Source organism: Moritella viscosa, assembly GCF_900120065.1.
In the GTDB taxonomy this organism is placed as follows: Bacteria; Pseudomonadota; Gammaproteobacteria; order Enterobacterales; family Moritellaceae; genus Moritella; species Moritella viscosa.
In genome coordinates this window covers 1-21,334 of record NZ_FPLG01000083.1, presented here as the reverse complement: position 1 = coordinate 21,334, position 21,334 = coordinate 1, and the positions used below count along the sequence as shown (strand labels likewise).

Sequence of the window (21,334 nt, the reverse complement as noted above, 5' to 3'; positions counted from 1 at the left end):
CTTATATTGTTTAATATTTTGGTTGTTAATATTTTATTTTTAGAGATTATAATAATTGAATGTTGCTTTAAGTAAGTTGATTTTGATATTTTCATTCGTTTCTAAGTCGACTTTAGCTGCCGGGTCTAATTATAAATTAGCTGATTTACCGGACTTTCATCGTGATGATGGTTACGGTGATATGTTGCAAAGTGAATACGTTACTTCCACTCCCATCAATAGGCCTCATGATGAATTATTAGCTCTGGGTACTTCTGATCGTATTTATTCACAGCTACATGAAATTCGGGTTTTGCCCGAGCAGACGGTTAATTCGGGTAGCTGGATTTTCCTCAATGCAAGTCAGTCTGTAGTACAAGTAAGTGGATTTTGTATAGATGGAGACAAACGGCTGGAAAAGAAGTACTTATTAATAGCTCTGACTATATAAGAGCATGGGTGCAAACGCCGAGTAATATAACCCGTGATGAAATACTTGAATTCGAACTAATGGTTACAGATGATAAAGGCAAATATGTTGTTGCTACACATACTGTATTCTTAACGGCTATTGCTAGTAGTCCTGCGCAAATCGATAATCCTAACCCTGACTTGTTATAGTCAATTCTGATAAATAAAACTAATTGTATCCATAATTATATTTATATAATTTTATTGTTTTAGAAGGGGTTAAATTATGTATTAAGAATTAGTTAGTTGAATATTAAATGTAGGATCTACATTATTAAAGTTTTCTGGTTTACATTGTTGTTTTTACCTCTATTTAGTTATTCTAACGGTTTGACTCGGTTAAACTTATCGATTAAAGAGGTGATGGATATATATAATAACCTTGACAGTAAACCGACGTTAAATAGTTGTCGGGTATATAAAAAATAAAGAAGAATACAACATATTTTTTGCAGGATTATGTCGGTATCAATACCCAACAATGCCGTATAAGTGTGATGAACTGAAATTTTATGCAAATGTAGTTGGTGATCGTGTATATATATTATCGGATAAATATACCTATGCCGACGCGATTGACATACAGGCTAAGGTATTGAATTGTGGTTTTAAAACCTGGCTTAGACCTGTTGGTGTAGCTTGGCTCTAACCGTAACGATCGTTGACTATTTACTCCCGTTTTACTATCAAATAAAAATGGCTGATACAGACGTTCTGTATCAGCCTTTTTTACCTTCTATGAAATACCTAGTTGTAGATAATATGCTGAATACCCAGTATTTGGTAGTCCATATGTCTGTATAGGTAGGTTAAATTGGCATTACATTTTGTTATGGCTCCATAAATATAGATTATTGTACAGTTCCATTACCTTAATTTACACTTTATTTCTGTTCCAACAATATTAACTCAGGATATAAAATATGAACTTATTCAATAATATGTGTGCATGTGTATATGTTTCGATGCAGGGCCAACTACGTGCTTTTGCTAAAGATGAAAAGGGTGTTACGGCCATTGAATATGCAATTATCGCCGTGGCCGTGTCTACGCTGGTATTGGCTGCGTTTAATAGTGATGGGTTTGGTGATGTACTGAAAGACGCAATCGCTAAAATTAAAGGAAATATTGGTCAAGCAGGTACACAAGCTGCACCATAAGCGACAGTTTTAATGGTGTCTAGTATCAGCTTATATGCCCTGTTGTTTGTGTTGTTTGTGTTTTTTATCTGCACTACGTATATGGATGTGACAGTAAGGCGGTTGCCTAATGGCTTAGTTATATTAACGGCATTGTTATGTCTGACGGTAGCGATAAGTGGTGACTTTTACATTAGTTCACTTCAGCAGTCGGCTTTGGCATTGGCGGTGGGATTCGGACTGTTTCTATTACGAGTTTGTGGCGCTGGTGACATTAAGTTAATTGCTGCTTACCTACTGGGTATAAAGCCAGAATACTGGGCTCTATTTCTATTTGTTATGTCACTAATAGGTACTTGTCTTGGCGTAGTGCAATACATTTTTAGGCGGCAACAAAATGCGGGTATACCTTATGGCGTGGCTATTTCATTGTCAGGCCTTTTCTTTGTCATTGCGTCAGTTTAAGAGCATAGTTTTAGGTACATAGCATGAATCAGAAAGTCATATTTTTCGTTGTTTTGATGGGGTTGATTGTAACTCTGATGGGATTAAAAATAATGCTGTTTCCGGCGGATACAGCGAGTACTGGTGAGGTTGATGGTATAGCCATGGTTGATGTTTGGCTGGCCAAAGAAGGATTAGATAAAGGTGAACAGCTGTCAGAAGATAAGCTTGAGCGCATTGTTATGTCACAGAGTGAAGCACACCGCAATGGATTTTTGGGTGAACAAACTCTGCCTTTTCATCATCAGGCGATATTTAGTCAGTCAATTGAAATCGGTGCAGAGGTTACGCGCAATGACGTGGTTTTACCTGGTGATCCTCGCTATATCAGTTTCGTTCTACCAAGTGATAAACTGGCTTACCCTCTTACTGTCAATAAAAAACAATTGCTTGCAAACGCATTGATGGTTGGCGATTTTGTCGATGTATTTACCTTTAACTCTCCAGATGTCAATACTTTTGACGATGGCTTTGGTTCCCACCGAAATCTCATGATCACAATGTTGCTTAACCGTATTAAATTGTTGTCGGTACCAGTATTAAATAATGAAAATGAAAATGAAGCGATGGCGAATGCAGATTCAGTTAATGTGCTTATCGAACTAGGCAAAGAAGATGCGATGACTCTGGCGCTTGCAGAGAAGATCGCTCAGATTGATATTATGCCGTTCACTGAAGGGGTTCACCCTCGCAGTATTGGTACTGAAGCTTTGATTGAGGCGATTAAAGCTGAGCGGCGTGAATCGGTCCGAGAGATTCGTGGTATGAAGGATTCACTTAAACAGGATATGTATAAATGAAATTATTAAAACCTGTCTTTGCCGTCTTATTATTGTCTATAAGTTCAACCGCCTTTGCTGTCGGAATGATCCGATTACATCCGGGCAATGCTAAAACGATTAATTTTAGTTCAGACGTTGCCACTATCTTCGTTTCTATACCTGAAGTCATTAATTATAAAGTGATTAATCATCAGAAGGTTGTGATATTTGCATTAGAAGAGGGTTTATCCGCTTTTATTGTTTATGATCGGGATGGTAATGAAATTTATAACAAATCAGTTGATGTTGTAAAAGTAGTGGTAAAAAAAGGCGTGCGAGAGCTAAGGGCAGATCAAGAAAAAGGGATTGGCGATGAATAAGATCAATCTAACATTCGCAATCCTACTGCTGTTGGTATGCAAGCCTTTATTCGCATCTAGGATCATTAATTTGAATACAGGCGATGCCCAAACTGTGATGTTAGATACCAGCGCTGCCACAGTATTTATGTCTCAACCTACAATTGTTGATTATAAAATGATTGATGACAGTAAAGTGGTTATCTTTGCGAAAAAAGAAGGCCAATCGACGTTTATTGTTTATGGCGATAAAGGTCAAGAGATCCATAATAGTTTGGTGGTCGTAAATCGAAATTTAACATTGTTAGAACAACAGCTTGCGGCTTATTTTCCTGATGAAGAGATAATGCTGAATAATGTTGGTCAGCAGGTTGTGCTCTCTGGAACGGTTGCTACAGGTAGAGTAAAACAAAAAATTTATAATTTTGTTGGCGAAATGATGGAAAAAGAAAGCAAAGACTTACTCGTAATGGTATCTGGTGATGATCAAGATGAAGAACTTGATTATATGACACGTCACGTATATTCCGGTGTGATTAATAACATTAAAGTCATTAGTAGCCAGCAGATTAATGTGAAATTAACGATTGCTGAAGTATCCAGTTCATTTATGGATGAGATTGGGATTAAATATTCAGCGATAGCGGGCACCGCTGGAGATTATGTTAATCAGCTACTGCATTTCAGTGCAACTGATATTGTGAACATTATCACTGCCGTCGACGATGATAAAGTGGGGCGCATTCTTGCTGAGCCAAACCTGTCGGTTATCTCTGGTGAAACTGCCAGTTTCTTGGTTGGCGGTGAGCTTCCTGTCGTTACTTATATCGATAATACCGCTAACGTGATGTTTAAAGAGTACGGAATAAAGTTGGACGTAGCCGCTATAGTTCTTGATGAAAGTAATATTAGAGTAACGCTCATTCCCGAAGTTAGTTCGTTAGATACAACTAATGAAACAATTAATTCCAATGTTCCATCACTGAAAACGCGTAAGGCTAAAACAACGGTAGAACTTAAAAATGGCCAAAGTTTTGTTTTGGCTGGTTTATTAACGTCTGAAAATAGTGAATCAGTCATCAAGGTTCCTATGCTCGGTGATATTCCCATTCTAGGCGCATTATTCACTTATACCAAATCGAAAAGAACCACGACTGAGCTAATTATTGTTGCGACAGTGAACTTAGTCAGTCCGATATCAACAGAATCAGTTGTCCTACCGTCGATGCAAAAAGTAACTATGTTAGAAAGAATATTACGCGTTAATTTATCCGATCATGATCGTGAGCAAATTGGTGAAATTACCGCAACAATGGGATTTAAATGATGCGGATTATGAGTTTTATATTATTGGGCATATTGCTATGTGGTTGCAATCAGCAACTACCGCGGACTAATAATTTACAAGTTAACGAGAAAGTGAATCAGGTCGAATTTAATCTGTTCGAACCAGAGAAGACAAAACGCGTACTCGCTGATTTTTTAGTTAATAAAATTAATAAAGAACAATATTATGCGGTGACTGTAAATTACGCCATTGAGCAAAGTTTTTTTGTCGATGATATGAAACAGTTAATTAAAGATATTGGACTCGATCCTCGTAAGGTTAATTTTCTGGTGAAAGACAAACAGCAGAAAAAAGATTTTAAAATTGCGATTAAAACACGGCATGTTAGTCATCAAGAATGTCTTTCCTACAATATTTTTAATGGCGGCTCACGGGCTGGATGTGCCGTGGAGGTGAATCGCTGGAAAAGCATGGTTTCACCAGTAAGCAATTTACAGTAGAGGTCATATGTTAGATTTAGCTGATATTTTTAAAACGGGAAGCAAAAAAAATAACACCGTTAAAATGAAAGTTGTTACTGGATTAATTGTGTCTCCAGATACTGACTTTATAGAATACCTCAGTGAACTTTATGTTGTGGAAGGCTTAGATAAACCCGAAGTTAAAACGATGCTTAAAGAGAGTGATATTGCAGAACTTAGCGAAGAATTTGTTGATGTATTGTTCTTAGATCTAAGAGGTAATACCGATTCATTTACGTATGCAGAGCTGGTGGCTAACCTATTAGCAAAAGGGATCAAGTTAGTTGTTATCGGTAAGCAAGACTCGATAGTGATTAGCCGTGAGTTGGCGAAAAAAGGCATTGAATATATTTATTGGCCAGCAGAAGAAATGATATTTATTGATATTATTCGCGCCCAAAAAGGCAGTCAAGCCTCGGGGCTTAGGTCTTATCAAGGTCGAAGAGCCAAACGCATTGCTGTCGTGGCGACTAAAGGAGGGGTGGGAAACAGTCTTATCGCTAGCGGTATTGCTTTATCCATAGCAAATCAAGCAAAAGTTAAAACCTTATTGGTGGATAATGCTTATTTTGGTACTAACGTCGATATTAATTTAGGATTGAAAACATTTTCCAGAAACTCTGTTGTTTTCGAAGATGTTAGAAATGGCATTGATAGCACAGTTGCTAAATCGATGACAAGTACGGTATCGGATAATCTAGATCTGCTTGCTGTTAACCATGATAGTGCTAAACCGGCAGATATACATGGATTCTCAGTACATGTGGTACATGCTCTATCGATGCAATATAACTTTATTATTGATGATATTTCTCTACCGTTAATTTATGCCTTAGGCATGGATGAATTATCCATATTATATGATCGGATCATATTTGTTTGTGAACCATCTATAACCTCACTGCGAACATTGAAAAAATTTAAACAGAGTTTTGCAGAAAGCCATACCTTGATCGATGTGGTCATCAATAACAATAAAGCGGCGAGTGAATTTTCTTTATCTATCACTGATATGTGTTCGAAAATTGAAGGTGAAGTTATTGCCGTGTTTCCTTTTGAGTCAAAACTAAAACCGATGATTATTAATAACGGTGGTTTAGGTAAATGTACGTCAAAGTTAAATGAAGGTTTTGATCCAATATTAGGCAGACTGACGGGAAAAAATGTAGCGAGTCCAGTCAGCAAGCGTAAATGGAACACTTGGTTGAGTCGTAATAAATGAGTGATATAAAAGACATATACGTATCAATCAGAGAGCAAGTGTTTGACGCACTTGACGCTGCGGCAATCGATAGCTTGAGTAAAGAAGAGTTGACAACACAGTTGACCGAAGGGGTCAATATACTTATTGAGCAATCCGAGTATGTGTTACCCCATGTGGTGAAGGTCGGTATGGTAAGCAGTTTTGTCGATGAACTTACCGGTCTAGGTCCATTGCAGCGACTGATGGAAGATGATGAGATTGCCGATATTATGATTAATGGACCGGATAATGTGTTCATTGAAAAAAATGGCAAAGTATCCAAATCGGATGTACGTTTTTTGGATGAAGCACAATTGATTTCAATTGCAAAGCGAATTGCATCTAGGGTCGGTCGTCGTGTTGATGAATCGGAACCATTATGTGACGCCCGCTTGATGGATGGCAGTCGAGTTAATATTGTCATTCCACCTGTGGCTATCGATGGCACGTCGATGTCTATACGTAAGTTTAAAAAACAGACTATTACACTACATGATTTAGTCGGATTTGGTGCTTTGAGTATGGAAATGGCGCAGGTGCTGACGATAGCAGCCCGTTGCCGATTAAATATATTAATTTCGGGTGGTACAGGTTCAGGTAAAACGACCATGCTAAATGCATTATCAGCGTTTATTTCTGATAGTGAACGTATTGTTACGATTGAAGATGCTGCTGAGTTACAGATATTACAGCCTCACGTTGTACGTCTAGAAACTAAAAATGCGGGACTTGAGGGTAACGGGGCCATTTCAGCAAGAGAATTAGTGATAAATGCCCTGCGGATGCGACCGGATCGTATTATTGTCGGTGAGTGCCGTGGCGGAGAAGCATTTGAAATGCTACAGGCAATGAATACAGGGCATGATGGTTCCATGTCTACTTTACATGCCAATACTCCACGTGATGCAGTTGCTCGTGTTGAGAGTATGGTAATGATGGGAACGGCTACGCTACCATTAGAAGCGATTCGTAGAACAATTGTCAGCTCAGTTGATTTAATTGTACAGATCCGTCGTTTACATGATGGCTCGCGTAAAGTAATGAGTATAGCGGAAGTCATCGGTTTAGAGGGGTCCAGTGTCGTTTTAGAAGAGATTTTCACTTTTGAAGCAGGCTATTCGGAAGACTCAAATAAGGTGGTTGGTGAATTTGTGACTCCTGGACTAATGAAGCGTTCGGTATTATTCGAAAAAGCGCGTTTTTTTGGCGTTACGGATATATTAGAAGGAATCTTTAGCCAGTGAATATATTACTTATTTTTATGCCTTTGCTGGCTGTACTCTTATATATGTGGTGTAAAAGAAAGAAGAACCACAACTTGATTGAAGTCTATTTGAGTGAGTTTAATGTTAAGGAGTTTACTGGACCTAAAACTACGATTATGAATATGGCAGCTTTCAGCAAGTTAAGCGTATTTGATAAAATAAAAAATTTCGTTACTGACTCGATATTATTGATCGGGGACAACGTGGTGCTGAAGCTCGGCCTTTTTTATGCAACAACCTACATACTGAGTATTGTTCTAAATACGTATTTATTGCAGGCCAACATTACAATCATTGTCATCGTTATTGCTATATGTGCGACTTTTTTTATGTTGAAAATACTACAAAATAAACGTGAAAATGAATTTAAGGATGGTTTTCCTGATGCCTTAAACTTGCTGATTAGTGCGGTATCTGCGGGGGACAGTATCACTCATGCAATCGATTTTGTGGGGAAAAAATTAGACAATGTTGTTGGCCATGAATTTAAACGGATCAGTGAACGCCTATTAATCGGAGAACCACCAGAGCAAGTGCTAAAGAAATCATGTCAAATGTTTCCCTATACGGAATACTTCTTTTTTGTGGTGACATTAAGAGCAAACATGAACCGTGGTGGTCAGTTAAAAGAGATATTACAGCGAATTAATCGCATTATGTTTGAGAGCTATGCAATCAATAAAAAGAAATTTGCGCTGACGTCGGAATCTCGGGCTTCTGCTAAAATTGTCAGTGCAATCCCGGTTATTTTTATTGTAATTCTTAAATTCATTAGCCCTGAAAACTTTGATTTTGTGATGTATGAAGAGGCGGGTAAACCGATTCTATATTATGTAGTAATCAGTGAATTTATCGGCTTGGGGATCATTAGAATGCTAATGAAGAGTGTCGGATAATGCAGGAACTATGGGTTGAAAATATTAATCTACTCTTGCTTACGCTGATTATCGCTGTGTTTCCCGCGCATCTTATGTCACGAAAAATATATAAAAAGAATCGTGACGCCTGGTTAGATAAGATGACAATAGAAGAGAAGAAAAAACAAGCCGTATTTGCTAGTTTCATGATGTGGCTGGTGGCAAAGATTAGTATTAAGAATGAAGAAATAGAGGCTAAATTTGTTGCAGCAGGGATCCATAATGTGTTTATTTCTCAAATATATTTACCTTGTAAATATCTAGCGTTAGTGAGCATTAGCGCGCTAGTCATAGTTATTGGCTCTTATTTTGACCTCGAATTATTGAATTTAATCTCGGCACTTGGGATTGTTTGTATTGTGGTGATTATGATCCCTGATGGGATTTTAAATATGAAAGTAAAAGGCAATGTAGCTAAGGTATCTGATCGGCTCCCCTTTTTATTGGACTTGATGTCTGTGTGTGTACGTTCTGGGATGACGATTGAAGCGGCATTGACGTATTTAGCCGAAGAGATGGTTCTGTTTGATCAAATGATGGCTTATCTATTAACACGAACTATGCAGCGAACCAATTTAGTTGGAGTTGAACAGTCGCTGGAAGAGCTCAATGTGATTATTCCGTCAAAAGAGATGCGTAGTTTCGTGATGACCCTGACGCAAAGTTTGCATTATGGCACGTCTATTAGTGATGTTTTAGCAACCTTGGCTGCTGATATACGCGAAATGCAGATCTTAGAGATGGAAGAAAAGATAGGTAAGTTGGGGGCTAAAATGTCCATGCCTCTAATCCTATTTATCATGCTTCCAATCGTTATATTAATTGTCGCTCCTGGCATTATGAGGGCTTTTTCCTGATGTTAAATAAAATATGTATAATTTTTTTGCTCGTATTTTTGGTTAGCTGTAGTTCTACTACGTCTGAAATCGATGTATTGAAAACGACAGAAGAGATTATTATTACCTCTCATGATGACGCTAAGTTGATCGCATTTTATAAACAAAATCTCAAACGTCAACCAGAGTATATGCTGAAGTTAATTAATATATATCTTAATCAAGAAGATACAGCGTCGGCTAAGATATACGTTGAGATGCTTGGTAGTGATGAAAAAGACACACCAGCGGCCCTCTTTGTGATTGCTCGTATGCATTATTATGATGGGGAGTTGAACTTGGCACTAGATAAAGTTAAAAAATTAAAATTAATTCGCAATAAAGACTCCGAGGTTGAGTTACTCGCCGGTAAGATTTATGCCGGATTGAGGCAGTTTGTACTCGCTAAGCAAAGTTTTCAAGGTGCTCTTCGCTTGGGTCATGAAGATAAAGCGATTAAAAATAATCTCGCATTGCTGCATATGATGCAAGGTCAGTATGAGGCCGCTATTAAGATTCTACAGCCGTTATATAAAGCTGATCAAGAAGATCAAACTGTTGAATCTAACTTGTTAGTCGCTGTGATTAATAATGGCAATATAGATCTGGCGAGAAGCATATTAGTAAGTCGCTACAGTGGGGATATTGCCGAACAAAACTTAGAATTACTGATGGCAACAAAAACTAAAAATGGTAATGAATCTGTTGCTTTGGTCGCAGAATGGCCAGCTACCGCACTGTATAAACAAAGTATAACCGAAAATACGCAATTAATTACTGATGACATGATAGAAATTACGCCATTTATGAGCAGTGACTTTACACCTGATAATTCAGAGGAAACAGTATTCAGGGTACAAATATTTGCGTCTAATGAACAACTTAGTGAGATACAACTGGCGCGTTTTAAGAAGTACCAGACAGATATATATTTTTATAACTTTGGTTTTTGGAAGCGTTATTGTATCGGAACATTTACGACATTACAGGAAGCAAGATTGTTTAAAGAACACTTGAATGCGAAAGGTGCTTTTGTCGTGAAATATCCAAATAAGGATTACAAGATAGTATATGAATATGCAGCGTAAATTCCCCTCGGGTAAGCAAAATGGTGTTGTAGTTATTGAATTTGCTTTGGGATTTCCAATATTTTTATTTATGTGTTTTGCATGGCTTGAATTGTGTTACCTCTCCTATATCTCAGCGTTAACAGACTATGTTGTTGCCCATTCGTCCCGGGAAAGTAAAAGCTATGTTGCTAAAAAAGGTATTAATCCACAACAGTTCTATCAAGCTCGGTTTAAAGATATTTTGACGACGAATGATTCTTTTTGGGCTGATTATGTGGATGTGAATAAATTTAAGGTACAAATCTCGTATTTTAACGATCTCGCACCATTGATCGAACCTTGCGTTGATAAACATGTGCCTGTCGAGGAGCAAAAGCCTAACGAAAATTGCTTGCCTGAAGGTGAGCCGTCCTCAAAGGGAGCTGCTATTGCATTGTATAGTGTTAAATATCAATATCGGCCATTAATTATGCCATTACTCAATAAGTTAATGTTAACGCGTGAAGTTATTGCAGTTCAAGAGCATGAACGTTGCAGCTTTGATATTAGCGGGAGTTTAAATTGTGATGCATAAATATAAAGGTATTTTTATGGTTGAATTATCTTTGGTATTGCTGGTATTTAGCCTGCTATTCGTATTTTCTATGGATATTATTTTGAAACTATCGCATCAGGGGAAGTTGGATCGCATGTCACATTCGATAGTCAGCATATTAGCCGAACGCAGACAACTATTTAATGGTAATGACATGCTTTGCTCAACAGAAGACCGTGGTTGTGACCAAGCTGTTGATAAAATGTATCTTATGGCGAAAAATTCATTGGCTAGAATGTTTTCAAATTTCGATGTAAAAAAAATGACGATGGTGGTTGAACAGCTGCAGTTTGAGAAGAATAAACCAAGTCATTATTATGCTAAGTGGCTAGAGATAAAATCGACGAATTGTACCTTTGTTCCACTTAGAGAATTACAATCTTTGTCGCCTGAAACAAATTACAGTAGGCGTGCAAGTTTATTTCAAGTGACTATCTGTTATGGAAGTGATGATTTAACCACCGATATATTAGGGAATGGCTTTACGACATTAAGCTCATCTTCTGTGGCATTAGCGAGGAATGGTTAATGAAAAATCAGCAAGGGGTTGCAATGATCATTTTTGTTATTATTGCGCCTATATTGATGACCACGTTTTTTATAGGCCTGCAAGGTGCAAGAGCACTACAGAATAAATCACGAATAGAAGACGCAGTCGATATGGCTAATATGGCTGTGATATCACAAAAATCAACCGAGAAGCAAGCTGCTAAGGCGTTGGCGGATGAATATATGCGTACTTATATGACAGGTGAAAACAACAGCATCAAAGTTAATGTTGAAAAATTGGGTTGCTATGATTCTGCCGCATGCCGCAAAGATAGTGCTAACGGAAAGTCTATTTATATCGAATCTAAGTTGTCAGCGGTGAGTAATCATGATTATTGGTTCAAAAACCCTTTTAGTGATGAGTCTAGTTACGATGTCGCGGCAGCGTCAACGTCGAGAAAATTTCAGGGTAAACCTGCGGATGTTTATTTTATTGCGGATATGAGTGGTTCTATGACCTCCCCGTTTAAGGCTAAAAGGAATGGTAAATCTAAGTTTGAAGTATTAGCAGGGGTCATAAAACGTGTAACAGCAGATCTCGAGATATATAACTCTCGTCATACCTATAAGCATCGAGTCGCGCTTACTGGTTATAATTATTACACTTACCATCGAGCGACGAATGGGGCGATTTATGAAGCTAGGCAATACAATCAAAATAACATAAATATCAGATATGTGGTTGATAATATGCTTAAAGTAAAACCTCTAGGTCGTCAATCTTCTGGTTCATATGGTTATTTTTACGATATGTTATTGACGAGTGAATTTAAGACATTTAATGATCAAATTGCATTATTTCGACCACGTGGCGTAACAGCGTCTGATCAAGGCATCATGCGGGCTGCACAAATTGCAGATCGGGCTGTTGATCTAAATGACAATCAAGTATTTATTATTCTATCAGATGGTAACGACACATATCCTTGGGTTACTCGTGATCTTGTTCAAGCTGGTATGTGCAGTAAAATAAAAAAATTATTCAATAATAAGAAATCGCTTCATGGGGAGGATATTACCGTTACATTTGCCGTTATTGGAATTGATTATAATGTTAAATCGTTTCCTGCTATGTCGACTTGTGTCGGGCCTGACAATGTATATCACGCATCGTCTGGTGAGGATGTATACAAAAATATTATCAATTTGATCAGTGAAGAAAGTGGTCGACTGGTTACACATTAGGAAATGAAAAATGAAAGCGCTTACTCTTGTTATATATGGACTATTAATGGTATTTACGGCAACGGCAACGGCAATGCAGAAATGTGAAAAAATAAATAATGATTATGTATTTACAGAATCAATTGAAAATAAATACTCAGTGATAACGAATAAAGAAAATAATCTGCATGAGAGTGAACTACAACCGAATAAGCAAAAGGATAATGTTAATTCAATCAATTTTGAAGAAACGCATTGTTATGATGTTAGTAGTTCGCGGACGCTAGTTTCGTTTGATTTTGATAAATATAATATAAAGGACAGTGAACAACTGGTGTTAGACGCATTGGCTATTCGTGATGATTTACCTGCTAATTTAGTTGTTGTTGGCCATACAGATAATGAAGGTCATGCAGAGTATAACCATGATCTTGGGTTACGTCGTGCTAATGCTGTGAAGCAGTACCTTGAAATAAAAGGAATTAAACATATTCGTTTGATAACGAGGTCTGAAGGTCTGCGGAACCCTCGTTGTGTAGGTGAGGGAAAGGGGGTTGGAGAGTGTAATCGTAGAGTTGAGATATTTTATGAGGCGCTTTAATAAAGAGCTTAACTATTGTGTTTTATATCAATAAGCTATTCTAAAACAAATGTTTAAATTTTAATATACGCTATGATATAGTATTTGTAAGGTGACAATGTGTCACATGGAACTTCGCGCTTATGTAGAATTATGTTTTAACTTTCATGTATTAGGTGGTTTTTAGGACTGCATCTATCGCGCTTAGTGGTTTATTGTGCTTCTTTAGGTGGTTGGATTTGCCTATTTGTAGTTTGAAATTAAAGGAATAATTGATGAAAGTAAGCATTAACCCAGTCTGGCTTCATAGTTTTTTACAGTTAGTAAAAACTAAAAGCTTTACTGAAACAGCGCAAAATCTATGCATGACGCAGCCAGGCGTTTCCCAGCATATTAAAAAACTAGAATCTTTTTTTGATGGTGAGGTGATCGATCGTAATGCTAGAAGTTTTAGTATTACACCTCTTGGTGAAGAGCTATATAGATATGGACAGTTAAGATGTAAATCTGAATCAGAGTTTATTGATCGTTTAAGAAATAGGAATAGGAAGGTGAAACAAATAAAGCTATTTGTTGATCACGCATTGTATCCTGCTCTTTTTGCTCGGCACCTGGCTATTTATTCGGATGAAAATAGAAAAAAATTAAAAATCACATCTGGTTATGTTGAGTCAGTAATCAGTGCGATGGCAAAGGGGGACTGTGATGCTGGATTTTTGTTATCATCTGAGCGACCTGAAGCTGCTGAAGCTATCTATATTGGTGATGTTGAATTTGGCGTTATATGTAAAAAAGGCCACTTCCCGTCGTCAGTTGTTACACTTGATTCGCTTAGCCAACTTGGTATTGTTAGTTATCCCGATATGGAACAAGAGTCGTTGTTGGAAGATTTAGTGACGAGTGAATCATCCGCTAGTGCTATTCCGACGCATTGTCATGCTGAGACTATCTGTGCGGCTTTACAGGCTGTATCTCTTGGTACAGGTTTTACATTGATGCCAAGGTTTTACTTCGATGCTCATCATGAGCGGCATAGACTACATTTTTTTCCGTTAGCAAAACATAAGCAATTATACTATTTGAAAAAAAATGTTGATTTGGATGATGACATAAAGGTAGAGGATATGCTTAAACCACTTATTTTGAAGAGTGATAGTCGGGATACGAGCGTACCTAGCCTTGATGTAATGAGTAACCTTAATTTTTCAGAATATGACTCTATAGAAAAAGCGGCTAGTCAATCGTCTTGTTATATTTACGCTCCGACGTCCACCTCTCTTGGTGTATCTATATAATAGTGTTTATTATAAGGATTTTTACTTATGTCATAAACGAATTACAGTAATTCGTTTATGACATATTTAGTTTAAATAACTTTTACTTTCGTGAGTAATTCGTCGAGTGGTTTAATCAAAGTAGAGCGCGATAGTTTCAATGTTGTGTGGAATATCTGTGGTTAACTCTGCGGTGTTATCGATGATTTGGCAACCGAATTATTTAACTGATTAATCCCCTACATTTCACATGTCCGCTAATAGCGATACTTTTATTGCTTCATCTTATCGACGACATGATCGAGCTGTGTTGGCATCGAGATATGCTTCGATTATGAACTCGCAGGGTATTTTAATAATAGGTAACCGAAATTAATGTTTGGGGAAACTTATTGTTAAGATACTTAAATTTAATGTAAAACTATATGTATGTTAAAATATAATGATATTTAATCTTCGTTAAAATAATAAAATATACACTATGTTATTGGTATGTTAATTGACCAGGCTTTCACTTTAAATGTTTTAACCTCTCGATATATTTAAGTTATATTTTTACTTTTATGGGGAGGATTAAGTAAATATGGTCATGTGTTTGTTTTGTTAAAACGATATTGGTATTAGTAAATAGGTGAATTATTAATTATATTATCACTTGTTTTCCATATTTAAACTGTAATTAATCAAAGTAAATCTATCCATTATTGTAGAAAAATACGCTGGAAACAGAATATTATATCAATAGACTACCTTAGCTCAACTAAGAATAAACTGAGCAGGGGATGAATACCGTGGTGTGTTTTCATGTAATAAAATAAATCTGTTAAAATTGTTCGTTATGATGGTTCCTGTACTTTAAATATAGTTTGTAAGTAAATGATTAGTCTGTTTGTCTTAATAAAATAACCATAAGTATCTTAATGTTATTTCATAATGATAAGTTAATTATATTTTTCATTCGACTCGTTCGTTATTCTCTCTTTTATCTTCCCTCGTAAATTATTTTATTAGGACATAATAATTATGTTCCCTTTATATTTTAATTTACAGTTATTCGTCTCCGCTGAATTTAACCATATAAAATTAAACTTTTTCATATTATATGTCGCTATATAAGAAAGTTAGGCGAATTACGTTGTTACCGTCGTAATTAAATTTCCTAACATAAAAATATTCTGCTAGTGCATGGGAAAATTAATTATTAAATAAAGGAGTACTTATGGTTAATGGTATGTTAAAGAAATCAATTTTAACTTTGGCTATTTTATCGCAGTCTGTTATGGCTGTAGAAAATATATATAGTGAGGAGTTTGATAAGAAGATCGTTAATTTTGGGCCTGTAGCTGATATAGCTCAGCTAACCAAGGATTCCAAGAAACCTAGTTATTTCTTGCTGACCAGTAAAAGTGAGCAAAGTGCGATATTTGAAGCGCAGTTAACGACCCTTTCGCTCGCTAAGGTTAAAATGGCGGATGGTAATGTTTATAATCGTATTCTTTTACCTGACGCTGGTAGTTCGGCGCAACCCGGGCATCCTAACTTAACTGGCTATCGTCAGATGGTTCGTATTCCTGATGGCGTACAGCTGGAACTTGTGATTGATAAGGTGATTTGGTCTGAGTCATTTCCTGATATGACTGTTGAACCCGTGCAACTACCGATCCCGGATGTAGTGACTGCTGATGGTGAACGACCTGGGCAGCATATGCCTTTTGTGAAAGATGAAACTGTTTATAATTTGGCTACTGATGCCATCGAAGAGCCAATTCGAATTATTGAAACTGTGCGTGTACGTGGAAAAAACTATGCAGTTATTTCCTATCGTCCAACTGATTTCAACTCGATAGATAAGTCAGTTCGATTTGCCACTAAAGTTAAATTTCATCTGAATTTTGTTTATTCAGACAGCGTTGGCAGTAAACCTAAACGTCATGATCCGTTACAGCCTAATAGTTCAGATAAAGGTTCAACTATTGATTTGCGTACTGACAGAGATTTCGCTGTTGATGCTGTATCGGCTCCAGATACAGTAAAGAATGATGCAGCCCTTACGCCGGCTCAGGCTGCTGATTACTTGATCATAACGGCAGATCGTTTTCAAGAGGCAGTTGCACCTCTAGCTGCTTGGAAGCGTAAAATGGGTTATAAGGTCCATGTCGCACCAATTTTAGAAACGGGCAGTACACAGGAAGAAATTAAAGAATATATTAAAGATGCTTATCAAAATGGCACTATGACCTCATATGTGCTCCTTGTTGGTGATCATGAAGATGTTCCAAGCTGGGAAGTTATTGGACATCCTTACCACGGGCAGGATCATGTTTGGCATACTGACTTTGATTATTCGCTAGTTGATGGCACTGATGCATTACCAGATCTTGTCATTGGACGTTTCTCTGGTGATACGGTCGAGCAGATCACGACTATGGTCAACCGTACTCTTAATTATGCAAAGAGTCCGGTAGATTCAGACCGATATGGACATGTGCTGTTGGCTGGGCAGTTCCAAGATCATAATCGCGATAATAAAGGCGACCGTATGTTTATGGAAGATCTGCAACGGATCGCGGATTTCCTTGGACCTGATTTTGATTTCTTCGCGGGTTTAGGTGACTTGTTTAATAAAGGTTATACGGTTCATACTGCTTTAAAATGGGATGCTGACCTGAACAATGAATTGAAATATGGTGGTTGGGCTTATGGCAGCGCTAGAATTACTCCGCCGACAATCGTACCACAGGCATGGAAAGATCAAGGCAGTGGTGACCGAGTTCAAATTGCAGAGGCGATTAATGACGGAGTTGGACTCGTTGTGCATCGTGATCATGGCTATGCGGGCGGTTCTGGTTGGGCTGATCCTGAGTTTACCAGCGGGGATGTTAATGGGTTAACTAATGGTGATTTTGCACCAGTAGTGTTTAGCTTAAACTGCGCGACTGGCTGGTTTGATGGCAAAGATACATTTGCTGAATCTTGGATGCGAAACGCCAACGGAGGAGCCGTCGGATTTACCGGTGCTGCGCGAGTCAGTTATTCAGGCTATAACGATAATTTTCACGTGGGAATTATGGACAGTTTCTGGGACGATTATGATGGCACCTGGTCTAGTGACATATATCCCGTGTCTTGGCAACCAGCAATGGCACTGAACCGAGCTAAAGAACGATTATATAGCCATTATGGGCAGGCTGGTTACGCGAAGATGACAGCGCGTTTCTTTAACTGGTTGGGTGATCCGTCAATGGAAATGCGTACTGTTCGTCCGCAAAGCCTGACGGTTACTCATCCGGCTAATTTATCTGCGGGAAATGAATCTTCTTTCTCTGTGGTTGTTCGTAGTGGTGATGTACTACTTGAGGGTGCTCGAGTTGCGTTAGTGACTACTTCGGGTGAATCGCATGTGGCGGAAACGGATAATAATGGCCGCGCTACTTTTGAGTTCACACCGAATAAAACCATGAGCGTAACAGTGACTGAACACGACGCTATTCCTTATGAAGGCAAGATTGTTATTGCCAGCGAAGGTCCTAAAGCCGTCATTCAGCATAATGAGGTGATCAATGCTGGTTCATGGTTCTATTTAGATGGTCGAGAATCTGTTGTTGCTAAAGGTGTTTTACGCTATCAGTGGACACAGATATCAGGTCAAAAAGTTGTAATCAATCAAGCGAACGATAGCAGGGCATGGGTGAATACATCTGACTCCATCAGTCAGGATGAAACATTAGTGTTTAAGTTGATGGTAACAGATGAATCGGATAAGAGTGCTTTTACTACCCATTCTGTATTGATTAAAGCTTCAGCTAAAACTAAGGTGGAAGATAATAAAGCGCCTGTGGCACGTGTCGAAGCAGATCAGAAAATATCGGTCAGAACCTGGGCTGTTTTAGATGGTCGTAAGTCAACCGATGCAGATGGTTCAATTGTCAGCTATCAATGGACTCAGGTATCGGGACCAACGGTTAGGATTATTCGTCCAACAGGCCGTTATGCTTATGCGTTAACATCGCAAGATACAGCTACCCTGACATTCAAACTGACAGTGACCGATAATAAGGGGATGACAGATTCAGCTATACATACGATTGTTGTTAATGATCCAAATGCAATTGTGAAACCAATTCCAGTTGCTAATGTAGCACCTGTGGCTCTTATTCGTGGCACGGCTCAGAAGGCAATATCTCTTGGTAAGTGGACAAATCTGGACGGCCGTCAATCACGTGATGCGGATGGTTCTATCGTTAGTTATCAGTGGACCCAAGTATCGGGACCAAAAATAATAATTGACCGTCCAAATGGTAATAATACTTATGTTATCGCTCCTTATAAGACTGGATATGTGAAAGTTAAACTAACGGTGACAGATAATAAAGGAAAGTCAGGTTCAACAATTATTACTCTGATGGTAAATGATTCGAATGTTACAGCTAATCAGTCAAGTAAAGATGACAACTTAGCGCCAGTTGCACATGCTGGTGAAGATAAACAAGCATCATATCGCCAATGGGTGGTGTTGGATGGTCGTAAATCAACGGATGCTGATGGTTCAATCGTCAGTTATCAATGGACTCAGGTCGCAGGAGAGAAAGTGCGGATTGACCATGCGAATAAAAACTACGCTTATGCTGTTACTCCGATGGCTGATGCAACATTAAAGTTCCAGTTGACGGTTACAGATGACAAGGGTAAAACTAGCTCATCAATTAGCACTGTAGTCGTGAGTAAAGGTAACTAACCAATACATTGCTCCTTTGGAGTTGTTGATATCAAAAATGCCGATCATTATGATCGGCATTTTATTTTAGTTTAGTTTAAATTCTTTCACTTTCACGAGTAGCTCAGTTGAGTGATTTAATAGCTCTTGGCTGATACTACTTGCATGTGTTGCAACTAGCGTTGTTTCATCGGAGTGGACTGCGATAGTTTCAATGTTGTGTTGAATATCTGTGGTTAACTCTTGTTGTGTTATCGATGATTCAGCAACCGAATTATTTAACTGATTAATCTCCTGCATTTCTCGTGCAATTTCATTTAACATATCCGCTAACTGCGATACTTTTACAGCGCCTTCTGCTGCTGTTACTTTGGCGGTATCCATCGCTGAAAATGAACTGTTTGATGTTTCAATCAATGAGCTAACAATGGTTTGTATTTCTTTGGTTGAATCATTGGTTTTAATTGCTAGTGCGCGAACTTCTTCTGCAACCACCGCAAATCCTCGGCCACTTTCACCGGCTCTCGCAGCTTCGATGGCTGCGTTGAGCGCCAATAAATTGGTTTGCTCTGAAATGGAATTAATCACACCTAATATTTTAGTTACATTGTGAGTCTGTTCGCCGAGCTGATGCATCTTATCGACAACATGGTCGAGTTGTGTTGTTAATGTGCTGATTTCATCAATTGTTGCACTGGCTAATACATTACCCTTATCGGTTTGTAATGCTGCTTGTGTTGATGCCTGGGTGGTCATATTTGCTTTCGCCTTAATATCTTCAACTTGCGTTTGCATATTGATGATACTGGCGTTGATTGTCGCGGCTTCTTGTTTTTGTTGGTTGGCTGAATTGTAAGTTTGTGCTGATGCTGTACTTAGTTTTGTCGAAATGTCTTCTAATTGTTCTGCCGTATTAAGTACATGAGTCAGGCTGTAATGAAAATTACTCATCATGTAGTTAAAGGCGGTGACCATACGGCCTATTTCGTCATTATTTTTGACTTCAATTAGTGTTGTCACATCTTGGGTGTCACTGGCTAATTCCATACTGTTAGTCAGGTCACTGATTGGTTTTAAGATGATGTTGCGAATAATAAACAACGTCAGTAACAATCCCGCAAGTAATACCACGGCTAAGATAGCGCTTGACCGTAAAATATTTTGTTGCACTTGCTGGTAGAAGTTATTTAAGGAGTACTCTAATCTAACCGCACCTAGTACATCACCTTCTTGCGCATTATGACAAGCTGTACAATCAGTACCGCGGTAATCTTTTGATGCGATAAGTGGTTTTGTAATCAATAAGGTTTCACCTTGGAGAGTGCTAATGACTTGGGTAATCTCTTCGCCTGCAAGTGCACGGCGGTCAAAATCATCTTTGACTTGTTCACTCGCTAATCCTGAACCATAAAGTTGATTGACCTTATCGGCTCTAACTACGCGGATATCGGTAATGTTATCGTTTTCTAGCATTTTGTGACGTAAGGTTTCACGTTGCCCAATACTGCCCGTTAGCATCATGGTATTTAAACTGTCAAAATAAGTATCAGCTTGTTCATGCGCTTGTTGTTCTAAAATAGATAAAACCAGTGCTGTCTCTTGCTTGCTTTGTGATAATGCCGAGATAGCGAGTATCAGGACAAAAAGGGTACTTAACGCGAGGTTTATTTTTCTAGTGATAGATAAGTTTTGTAACATTGTTTTTCCCCATCAGAAACCAACAGGGATATCAAGCACTTAATGATAGCCATTGGTATTTTAATTCTACTGTAATAAGTAGGGTTATCGTAACAAAATAATACTGGTACATATGTGATATCGACCAAAAGAGGTATTTTATTAGGCTTAAATGTTAATAATAAGTAAATTAAGTAGAATATAAGGGGATGAATAAGTGATAGAGGGCATTAAGGCATTAAAGTTTACATAGTTAATTACATGCTTATTTAAAATGCTGAAATTAGAAATTAGAAATTAGAAATTAGAAATTAGAAATTAGAAATTAGAAATTAGAAGGTGTATTCATGAGGAGGGTATTTTAGAAAGAAGTGGCAGGGATATGAGGA

At 37.9% G+C, this 21,334-nt stretch carries 20 protein-coding genes; 19 read left to right on the top strand and 1 reads right to left on the bottom strand.

What is annotated here, in order from left to right; translation table 11 throughout:
- The first annotated feature begins 55 nt into the window (after positions 1-55).
- The 19 genes from BT797_RS11205 (at position 56) to BT797_RS11120 (ending at position 19,289) form a co-directional block, all read left to right on the top strand.
- The gene (locus BT797_RS11205; RefSeq protein ID WP_075472109.1) at positions 56-430 is read left to right on the top strand and encodes a hypothetical protein; all 375 of its coding nucleotides are present in this window, start codon (positions 56-58) and stop codon (positions 428-430) included.
- Positions 431-438: 8 nt separating this feature from the next.
- Positions 439-600 carry a hypothetical protein gene (locus BT797_RS23845; RefSeq protein ID WP_170860745.1) on the top strand — a complete coding sequence of 54 codons (162 nt, stop codon included), beginning with the start codon at positions 439-441 and terminating at the stop codon, positions 598-600.
- 773 nt (positions 601-1,373) lie between these two features.
- On the top strand, positions 1,374-1,610 hold the full coding sequence (locus BT797_RS11200) for a Flp family type IVb pilin (protein WP_045111870.1): 237 nt from the start codon (positions 1,374-1,376) through the stop codon (positions 1,608-1,610).
- A 12-nt stretch (positions 1,611-1,622) separates the two neighbouring features.
- Entirely contained in the window at positions 1,623-2,054 is a 432-nt protein-coding gene (locus BT797_RS11195; RefSeq protein WP_052678397.1) for an A24 family peptidase, read from the top strand.
- Positions 2,055-2,077: 23 nt separating this feature from the next.
- Entirely contained in the window at positions 2,078-2,893 is an 816-nt protein-coding gene (locus tag BT797_RS11190) for an RcpC/CpaB family pilus assembly protein (RefSeq protein ID WP_075472107.1), read from the top strand.
- Positions 2,890-3,234: a pilus assembly protein N-terminal domain-containing protein gene (locus BT797_RS11185; protein ID WP_045111868.1), complete on the top strand. Its 345-nt coding sequence runs from the start codon at positions 2,890-2,892 to the stop codon at positions 3,232-3,234. The genes BT797_RS11190 and BT797_RS11185 overlap by 4 nt, the downstream gene beginning before the upstream one ends.
- The gene (locus tag BT797_RS11180) at positions 3,227-4,540 is read left to right on the top strand and encodes a type II and III secretion system protein family protein (RefSeq protein ID WP_045111867.1); all 1,314 of its coding nucleotides are present in this window, start codon (positions 3,227-3,229) and stop codon (positions 4,538-4,540) included. Before BT797_RS11185 ends, BT797_RS11180 begins: the two co-directional genes overlap by 8 nt.
- 8 nt (positions 4,541-4,548) lie before the next feature.
- On the top strand, positions 4,549-5,001 hold the full coding sequence (locus tag BT797_RS11175; protein ID WP_139291668.1) for a hypothetical protein: 453 nt from the start codon (positions 4,549-4,551) through the stop codon (positions 4,999-5,001).
- Positions 5,002-5,008: 7 nt separating this feature from the next.
- On the top strand, positions 5,009-6,244 hold the full coding sequence (locus tag BT797_RS11170) for a CpaE/TadZ family protein (protein WP_075472105.1): 1,236 nt from the start codon (positions 5,009-5,011) through the stop codon (positions 6,242-6,244).
- Positions 6,241-7,509, top strand: a complete 1,269-nt coding sequence (locus tag BT797_RS11165) for a TadA family conjugal transfer-associated ATPase (RefSeq protein WP_045111864.1) — start codon at positions 6,241-6,243, stop codon at positions 7,507-7,509. The genes BT797_RS11170 and BT797_RS11165 overlap by 4 nt, the downstream gene beginning before the upstream one ends.
- The gene (locus BT797_RS11160) at positions 7,506-8,426 is read left to right on the top strand and encodes a type II secretion system F family protein (RefSeq protein ID WP_082287441.1); all 921 of its coding nucleotides are present in this window, start codon (positions 7,506-7,508) and stop codon (positions 8,424-8,426) included. Before BT797_RS11165 ends, BT797_RS11160 begins: the two co-directional genes overlap by 4 nt.
- Positions 8,426-9,304, top strand: coding sequence for a type II secretion system F family protein (locus tag BT797_RS11155; RefSeq protein ID WP_045111863.1), 879 nt, complete (start codon positions 8,426-8,428; stop codon positions 9,302-9,304). The genes BT797_RS11160 and BT797_RS11155 overlap by 1 nt, the downstream gene beginning before the upstream one ends.
- Positions 9,304-10,410, top strand: coding sequence for a tetratricopeptide repeat protein (locus BT797_RS11150; RefSeq protein WP_075472104.1), 1,107 nt, complete (start codon positions 9,304-9,306; stop codon positions 10,408-10,410). The genes BT797_RS11155 and BT797_RS11150 overlap by 1 nt, the downstream gene beginning before the upstream one ends.
- Positions 10,394-10,966, top strand: coding sequence for a TadE family protein (locus tag BT797_RS11145; RefSeq protein WP_045111861.1), 573 nt, complete (start codon positions 10,394-10,396; stop codon positions 10,964-10,966). The genes BT797_RS11150 and BT797_RS11145 overlap by 17 nt, the downstream gene beginning before the upstream one ends.
- 16 nt (positions 10,967-10,982) lie before the next feature.
- Positions 10,983-11,516, top strand: coding sequence for a tight adherence pilus pseudopilin TadF (gene tadF / locus BT797_RS11140; RefSeq protein WP_170860743.1), 534 nt, complete (start codon positions 10,983-10,985; stop codon positions 11,514-11,516).
- Complete coding sequence (locus BT797_RS11135; protein ID WP_045111859.1) at positions 11,516-12,721, top strand: TadE/TadG family type IV pilus assembly protein; 1,206 nt, start codon at positions 11,516-11,518, stop codon at positions 12,719-12,721. The genes tadF and BT797_RS11135 overlap by 1 nt, the downstream gene beginning before the upstream one ends.
- Before the next feature lie 10 nt (positions 12,722-12,731).
- A complete protein-coding gene (locus tag BT797_RS11130) occupies positions 12,732-13,301 on the top strand; it encodes an OmpA family protein (RefSeq protein ID WP_052678395.1) in 570 nt (189 codons plus the stop codon).
- A 254-nt stretch (positions 13,302-13,555) separates the two neighbouring features.
- Complete coding sequence (locus BT797_RS11125) at positions 13,556-14,575, top strand: LysR family transcriptional regulator (RefSeq protein WP_045111858.1); 1,020 nt, start codon at positions 13,556-13,558, stop codon at positions 14,573-14,575.
- Positions 14,576-15,773: 1,198 nt separating this feature from the next.
- On the top strand, positions 15,774-19,289 hold the full coding sequence (locus BT797_RS11120) for a C25 family cysteine peptidase (RefSeq protein ID WP_075472102.1): 3,516 nt from the start codon (positions 15,774-15,776) through the stop codon (positions 19,287-19,289).
- Positions 19,290-19,355: 66 nt separating this feature from the next.
- Here BT797_RS11120 and BT797_RS11115 read toward each other — a convergent pair whose 3' ends face one another.
- Positions 19,356-20,966 carry a methyl-accepting chemotaxis protein gene (locus BT797_RS11115; RefSeq protein ID WP_045111857.1) on the bottom strand — a complete coding sequence of 537 codons (1,611 nt, stop codon included), beginning with the start codon at positions 20,964-20,966 and terminating at the stop codon, positions 19,356-19,358.
- Between the last annotated feature and the right edge of the window lie 368 nt (positions 20,967-21,334).